Source organism: Micromonospora sp. S4605 (genome assembly GCF_003176715.1).
GTDB classification, from domain to species: domain Bacteria; phylum Actinomycetota; class Actinomycetes; order Mycobacteriales; family Micromonosporaceae; genus Micromonospora; species Micromonospora echinaurantiaca.
The window spans coordinates 1-7,593 of sequence record NZ_QGSW01000125.1; the positions used below are offsets into that span (position 1 = coordinate 1).

Sequence of the window (7,593 nt, forward strand, 5' to 3'; positions counted from 1 at the left end):
CTACGGGGTGAGGCGGTGGAGGTCGCGGGGGAAGGCGGTGGCCTGGCGGACGTTGGGGAGGGTCAGGAGGCGGGCGACGAAGCGTTCCAGGCCGATGGCGAAGCCGCCGTGCGGCGGCATGCCGTGCCGGAACGCGTCGACGTAGCCGGCGTACGGCTCGACCGGCTCGCCGCGGGCCGCGAGCGCGGCGAGGTAGTCGGCGTGCCGGTGCAGCCGCTGCCCGCCGGTCACCAGCTCCAGGCCGCGGAACAGCAGGTCGAAGCCGTTGGAGTAGGCCGGCCGCGCCGGGTCCGGGTGGGTGTAGAACGGCCGCTTCGCCATCGGGTAGCCGGTGACGAAGAGGAACTCGCAGCCGTGCTCCCGCCGCGCCCACTCCCCCAGCGCCCGCTCGTGCGCCGGGGCCAGGTCCGGCTCGTCGGCCGGCGCGCCGGCGATCTTCAGCGCCTCGGTGAAGTGCACGGCCGGGATCTCCGCCGGCACGTCCGGCGCCGACACCCCGAGCGTGGCCAGCGCCTCACCGGCGCGCTCACGCACCGCGTCGAGCATGCCGGCCAGGGTGTGCCGCAGCACGGCCATCACGTCCCGGTGGTCGGTGACGAAGCCCAGCTCGGCGTCGAGCGAGGTGTACTGCGCCAGGTGCCGGACGGTGTCGTGCGGCTCGGCCCGGAACACCGGCCCGACCTCGTAGACCCGCTCGAACACGCCCACCATCAGCTGCTTGTAGAACTGCGGCGACTGGGCCAGGTACGCGGGCCGGCCGAACCAGTCCAGCGCGAACACGTTCGCCCCGCTCTCGGTGGACGAGCCGACCACCTTCGGGGTGTGGATCTCCACGAAGTCCCGGGCGTCGAGCGCGGCGCGGAAGCCCGCCACGGCCGCCGCCGAGACGCGCAACGCCGCCGACCGGGTCGGGTGACGCAGCGCGACCGGCGCGTGGTCGAGCTGGGTGGGCAGGCTCGCGGTCAGCTCCGGCCGGTAGAGGTCGAACGGGGGCGGCGCGGCGGGCGCGCCGAGCGGCCGTACCACCGGCGCGGTGACCTCGACCCCGGCGGGCGCGGTGGCGTTCGCGACCGCCGTGCCGGTGACCTCGACGACGGTCTCCTCGGTCAGCGCCGCCAGTTGGGCGCGCACGGCCGGGTCGGTGACCACCACCTGGGCGAGCCCGGCGGCGTCCCGGACGATCAGGAAGGCCACCGACTTGAGCAGCCGGCGGCGGTGCACCCAGCCGGCGATCCGGACAGGTTCGCCGACATGGGCGGAGAGCTGGGCGGAAAGGATGCGTTGCACGGCGGTTACCTCCTCGATCAATCGCAACGCGATCCCCAGGGAGGCGTGGGCGAGCGGGATCCTCGCGGTGCCACCACACCTTCGCCCCCGCGAGCGGGGGCCTCGTTTCGTCGCCTTTTCACCGGGGCCAGCCGGGCGGGGTCTACTGGGCGCGCGAGCGCCGTTCTTCCCGCAGCTCGGGAGGGTCTTCGCGGCCCGGCGCCAGACCGCCTCGCAGCAACCGGCGGCTCTCTTCAACTGGCGGATCGGCCCGTTACTCGGCTCCGTCACAGCGTTGCCGGGCACGGTAGCAGGTCGGCCGGCCGGGGTGTGACGCCTTTTCCGGAGCGGCGGGTGTCCACCGTCACAAGCCCTGCGGCGTGACGCCGGTCGCCCGACGTACATCGGCGGCGGCCGTCGGGCGTAGGCTCGGATTCGTGACGATCGAGCACTCCGCGCCGACGACCGGCCCGGCCGCGCGTACCGCGACGCCCGCCCCCGAGGGGCGGCGCATGCTGCGGATCGAGGCGCGCAACGCCGAGACGCCGATCGAGCGCAAGCCGCCGTGGATCAAGGTCAAGGCCAAGATGGGCCCGGAGTACACCCAGCTGCGCGGGCTCGTCTCGCGCGAGGGGCTGCACACCGTGTGCCAGGAGGCCGGCTGCCCCAACATCTACGAATGTTGGGAGGACCGGGAGGCCACCTTCCTCATCGGTGGCGACCAGTGCACCCGGCGCTGCGACTTCTGCCAGATCGACACCGGAAAGCCGGCCGAGTTCGACGCCGACGAACCGCGCCGGGTCGCCGAGTCGGTGGCCGCGATGGGCCTGCGCTACGCCACCGTGACCGGCGTGGCCCGCGACGACCTGCCCGACGGCGGCGCCTGGCTCTACGCCGAGACCGTGCGCCAGATCCACGCGCTCCAGGCCGGCTGCGGCGTGGAGCTGTTGATCCCCGACTTCAACGCCGACCCGGCGCAGCTCGCCGAGGTGTTCGGCTCCCGGCCCGAGGTGCTCGCGCACAACGTCGAGACCGTGCCGCGGATCTTCAAGCGGATTCGCCCGGCGTTCCGCTACGAGCGCTCGCTGGACGTCATCCGGCAGGCCCGCGCCGCCGGCCTGGTCACCAAGAGCAACCTGATCCTGGGCATGGGCGAGGAGCGGGCCGAGGTCTCCCAGGCGCTGCGCGACCTGCACGAGGCCGGCTGCGAGCTGATCACCATCACCCAGTACCTGCGCCCCTCCCCCCGGCACCACCCGGTCACCCGCTGGGTCAAGCCCGAGGAGTTCGTCGAGCTGCGCGAGGAGGCCGAGGAGATCGGCTTCGCCGGGGTGATGAGCGGGCCGCTGGTGCGCTCGTCGTACCGGGCCGGCCGGCTCTACCGGCAGGCCCTGGAGGCCCGCGAGGGCGCCGCGGTGGGCACCGCCGGCTGACCCGCCGGCACCGCTGCCCGGCCGTCCGCCGGGCAGGTGCCATGATCGGCCCATGACCACGGGGGTACGCCAGCAGCGCCGCGCCGCGCCGTGCGCGCTGCCGGGCGCCCGGTGGACCCGGCTGGCCGGCCCGCTCACCGTGGCGGCGGTCGTGGCCGGGGTCGGCTACCGCCTCTGGCTGCTGCTGCACGACGCGCCGCCGACCAACAGCGACGAGGCCACCATGGGCCTGGCCGCGCTGCACATCGCCCAGGGCCGCCAGTTCCCGGTCTGGTTCTACGGCCAGGAGTACATGGGGCCGCTGGAGGCGTACCTGGCCGCGCCGGTGTTCGCGCTGGCCGGGCCGTCCGTGCTCGGACTGCGGCTGCCCACCCTGGCGCTGTACGCGCTGTTCGTGCTGCTCGCCTGGCGGCTGACGCGGCGGCTCACCGGGGACCGGTGGTTCGCCCTGCTGGTGGTCGCGCTGCTGGCGCTCGGCTCCGACCGGATCGTCAAGAACCAGCTCATCGCCGGTGGCGGCTACCCCGAGATGAACCCGGCGGGGATGGCGCTCGCCCTGCTCGCGTACGACCTGGCCGCCGGCCGGCCCGGCCGCCGGCTGCCGCGCTGGGCGGCGTGGGGGTTCCTGGCCGGGCTGATGGCCTGGGTGGACCCGCTGGTGCTGCCGTACGTGGCAGCCACCGGGGCGGTGCTGCTCGGGTTCCGCTGGCGCGAGCTGCGCGGCCGCGCCGGCGCGCTGCTCGGGCTCGCCGCCGTGCTCGGCGCCGCGCCGCTGCTCGGGCACAGCCTGCTGACCGGCCGCAACCCGCTCGCCGCCGTACTCACCGCCGGCGGCGCCGAGCAGCCCGCCGGTTGGGCCGACCGGCTGCACGGCGCGCTGGTGCTCGGGCCACCGCTGGGCATGGGCTTCTGCTCGCCCAGCCACTGCGCCACCTGGCAGCTCTGGTGGGCCGCGGCCCTGCCGGTGCTGCTCGCAGTCGGCGGCGTCACCGCCTGGCGCACCCTGCGCACCGGCGACCCCGACGGGGATGCCCGGGCGGGGGCGGCGATCCGGCTCGCGCTCGTGCTGGGTGGCGTCGCCACGCTCGCCGTCTACGCCGCCAGCAGCGCCGCCGGGCTGACCCCGGTGGAGAGCTCCCGCTACCTGTCCTGCCTGCTGATCTCGCTGCCCGCCCTGCTCTGGCCCCTCTGGTCCGCCGCCCGCCGCGCTGGCCGGAGGGCCGACGCCCGGCTCGACGTACGGCGGTCGGCCGGGTCGGGCCTGCGGGCGAGCGCGCTCCGGGTCACTGCGGTGGGCGTACTCGTGGCGACCGCCGGCACCGCCGTCGTCGCCACGGCCGGAGCGATCGGCACCGCCCCGGCCGCGCGGGCCGCCGAGGCCCGGCACGCCGCGCTGGTGGCGGCGCTGCGCGAGCGCGGCGTCCGGCACGTCTACGCCGGCTACTGGACCTGCAACCGGCTCACCTTCGCCAGCGCCGAGGACGTGGTCTGCGCGGTGGTCGACGACGACCTGAGCCCCGGCCACGACCGCTACCTGCCGTACCGGCGCGCGGTGCGGCAGGCGGCGGCACCGGCCTGGGTCGCGCCCGTCGGCTCACCGTTGGCCGCCCGCCTCGACGAGCGGACCCGCGCCGAGCCGGGCATGCTTACCCCGGTCACCGTCGACGCCTGGCGCATCTACCTCCCGCACCCCTGACCCCCGCCGCCCGCTCGTTCAGGGAAGGAGTGGCTGTTCCGCGCGGAATGGCCACTCCTTCCGGGAACGTGCGCGAGCCCCGGGGGTGGGTCAGCGGGTGGCGGGTTCGGCGAGGAGGCCCAGGCGGTGGGCGAGCGCGGCGGCCTCGACCCGGTTGCTCACGTCCAGCTTGGCGATGATCCGGGACACGTGCACGCTCGCCGTCTTCGGCGAGATGAACAGCTCCTCGGCGATCCGGCTGTTGCTGTGCCCCTCGGCGACCAGCCGCAGCACCTCGCGTTCGCGCAGGGTGAGCAGGTCGGCGCCGGGGCGGCCCCGGGTCGCGCCGCGCAGCCCGACCCGACGGGCCAGGGTGGCCGCCCGCTCGGCCAGCGGCGGCGCACCGAGCCGGTCGGCGATCGCGGCGGCCTCGGCCACCGCTGTCGACACCTCGTCCCGCTCGCCGGCCGCGGCGGCCGCCTCGGCCAGCGAGAGCAGCGCCCGGCCGAGCGGCCACGGCTGCCCGTCGGCGCGCCACGCGCTCACCGCCGTCCGCCACGCGGCCAGCGGGTCGTCCCCGGCGGCGACGATGGCGGCCAGTTCGGCGGCGTGCGCCCGCTCGGCGGGGAACCGGACCGGCACGCTCGTAGCGAGCGCGGCGACCCGGGCGACCAGCGACCCGTCGTCGAGCTGCCGGGCGGCCCGGGCCAGCGCGGTCAGCACCGGCCAGGCGTACCGGGGGCAGCCGGGCAGGTCGGGGTCGACCAGCGCCGCCTCGGCCGCGCGCCACGCCTCGGTACGGTCGTCTGCGGCCAGCGCCGCCGCCAGCCGCAGCTCCAGCAGCGGCAGCCGTTGGTGCGCGTGCAGGTAGGGGCGGCTCAGGAAACTCAACGCCCGGCCGACCGCCTCGTCCGCGCCCGGGTGCCCCTGGGCCAGCCGCTGCCCGGCGCGCAGTTGCAGCCAGTGCAGTCCGGAGACGCCCGGCGGGTCGATCCGGGCCGCCTCGGCGCAGATCTCCTCGGCCTCCGTCCACCGGCCCAGCGCGAGCAGCGCCTCGGCCTGGTTGGACAGCAGGTACGCGCCGGTGGACCGGCTGATCCCGACCCGGCGGGCCTCGGTCACCCCGTCCGCGGCGGCCTGTGCCGACTCGGCGTACCGGCCCAGCTCGAAGAGCACGTCGGAGCGGTAGACCAGCGCGGTGACCAGGCTCTCGGCGTTGCCGGCCGCGCGGGCCAGCCGCTCGGCGCGGTCCACCTCGGCCAGCCCCAGGTCGGCCGAGCCCTGCCGGTGGCAGAGCACCGCCAGCTGCACCGGCAGCAGCGTCTGGTCGATCCCGGACTCCTGCGCCGCGGCCAGCACGTCGGCCGCCAGCCGGGTGCCGCCGACCGGGTCGATCCGGGCCAGCTGGGCGGTGATCCCGGCGAGCAGCCGCAGCCGCTCCGGCCCGTCCGGCACCCGCTCCGCCAGCCGGTACGCCTCCCGCAGCTCGGCGGCACCGTCGGCCTTGCCGAGCATGGCCAGCATCCGGGCGTGCCGGTCGAGCAGCCCGGCGGCGCGCAGCGGCTCGGCGTCGGCGTCGACCTCGGCCAGCGCGGCCCGGGCCAGGGTGAGCGCCCGCTTGTAGTCACCGGCGGTGGTGGCGGCGGCCAGCGTCTCCTCCAGCACCGCGAGGTGGTCCATGCCGAGCCGGTCGGCCGCGTCGGGCACCAGCTCCCACAGCTCCAGCACCCGTTCCAGCAGCCGGCTCTGCTCCGCGTACGCGTACCGCTCGCCGGCGGCGCGGGCGGCGGCCCGGGCGGTCACCAGCGCCCGGGGGTGGTCGTGCGCGGCGTACCAGTGGTGGGCGATCTCGGCCGGCGCGCGGCCGGCGGGGACCAGGTGCGGCTGCGCCTCGATGGCGGCCGCGAACCGGGCGTGCAGCCGGGCGTGCTCGCCGGGCAGCAGCTCGTCGTGCACCGCCTCGCGGACCAGCGCGTGCCGGAACTCGTAGTCGCCGTCCGGGTCGGCCACCACCAGCTGGGCGGCGACGGCGGCGCGCAGGGCGTCCTCCAGCTCCGCCTCGGGCAGGCCAGCCACCTCGGCGATCAGCTGGTGGGCGAAGCGGGTGCCGCCGGCCGCGGCGATCCGGAGCACCCGCTGGGCCGCGTCGGGCAGCCGGTCCACCCGGGCCAGCAGCAGGTCGCGCAGCGTGTCGGGAAGCGCGGCGCAGCCGATCGGGTCACCGGCGGCGGCGAGCTCCTCGATGAAGAACGGGTTGCCCTGGGTGCGGTCGTGCACGTCGTCGACGGCCCGGGCGGCCGGCTCGGCGGCGAGCAGGTCGGCCAGGATCGCGGCGGTGCCGTCCCGGTCCAGCCGGCCCAGCTCGACCCGCTCGACGCCGCGGGCGCGGTCCAGCTCGGCGAGGAAGGGGCGCAGCGGGTGCCCGCGGTGCAGTTCGTCGGTGCGGTAGGTGCAGACCAGCAGCAGCCGGGCGGTGCGGGCGGCCCGGACCAGGAAGCCGATCAGGTCCCGGGTGGACCGGTCGGCCCAGTGCAGGTCCTCGATCACCAGCACCAGCGGCTGCGCCGCGGCGAGCCGGTGGAACAGCCCGGCGACCAGGTCGAACAGGTAGCCGCGCGGGGCGTCGGAGGTCGGTACGGCGGCGGGCGCGGCGACGCCGACGGGGACCCGGGCCAGCTCCGGCAGCAGTCGGGCGAACTCCGCCTCGTATCCGTCGAGGACGGCGGGGCCGTCGTGGCGCAGCACGTCGCGCAGCGCGGCGGCGAACGGCGCGAACGGCAGGCCCGCCTCGCCCAGCTCCAGGCACTGGCCGACGAGCAGCCGCGCCCCGGCGGCGGTGGCCAGCCCGCCGAACTCCTCCAGCAGCCGGGTCTTGCCCACCCCGGCCTCGCCCCCGACCAGCACCGTGGTCGGCTCCCCGGTGCGCGCCCGGGCGAGGGCGTCGCGCAGGGCGGCCAGCTCACTCTGGCGGCCGACGAGGACGGTGCTGGCGGCGCGTACGGTCACGGCTCCGAGCATGCCACGGCCGGAGCCGCCGCCGTCCACGGCGATCGGCCCGCCGACCGACGGCGGGTCCCCGGCCACTCCCGTCACGGCGGCCGGTTCCGTCGAGGCGGTTGGATCACCCGACGCGGCCGGCTCCGCCGCCGCGGGCCGGTCCGGCACCGGTACGACACCGGCCGGGGCGGTCGGATCCGTCGCGGCGGGCCGGTCCCGCGT

At 76.8% G+C, this 7,593-nt stretch carries 4 protein-coding genes; 2 read left to right on the forward strand and 2 right to left on the reverse strand.

Annotated elements, in window-relative coordinates:
* Complete coding sequence (gene aspS / locus DLJ47_RS08265; RefSeq protein WP_109899469.1) at nt 1-1,287, reverse strand: aspartate--tRNA(Asn) ligase; 1,287 nt, start codon at nt 1,285-1,287, stop codon at nt 1-3.
* Nucleotides 1,288-1,646: 359 nt separating this feature from the next.
* On the opposite strand from aspS, the gene lipA reads away from it, so the two are divergent.
* Both lipA and DLJ47_RS08275 read left to right on the forward strand, forming a co-directional pair.
* Nucleotides 1,647-2,699: a lipoyl synthase gene (gene lipA / locus DLJ47_RS08270; protein WP_199235752.1), complete on the forward strand. Its 1,053-nt coding sequence runs from the start codon at nt 1,647-1,649 to the stop codon at nt 2,697-2,699.
* A gap of 52 nt (nt 2,700-2,751) precedes the next feature.
* Nucleotides 2,752-4,395: a glycosyltransferase family 39 protein gene (locus DLJ47_RS08275; RefSeq protein ID WP_109899471.1), complete on the forward strand. Its 1,644-nt coding sequence runs from the start codon at nt 2,752-2,754 to the stop codon at nt 4,393-4,395.
* Nucleotides 4,396-4,485: 90 nt separating this feature from the next.
* On the opposite strand, the gene DLJ47_RS37615 is transcribed toward DLJ47_RS08275, so the two are convergent.
* Nucleotides 4,486-7,380, reverse strand: coding sequence for a helix-turn-helix transcriptional regulator (locus DLJ47_RS37615; protein WP_274703359.1), 2,895 nt, complete (start codon nt 7,378-7,380; stop codon nt 4,486-4,488).
* Nucleotides 7,381-7,593 lie beyond the last annotated feature (213 nt).

Excerpts from the sequence above, each read along its gene's own strand:
- DLJ47_RS08275 (WP_109899471.1), top strand. The coding sequence starts at position 2,752 with ATGACCACGGGGGTACGCCAGCAGCGCCGCGCCGCGCCGTGCGCGCTG.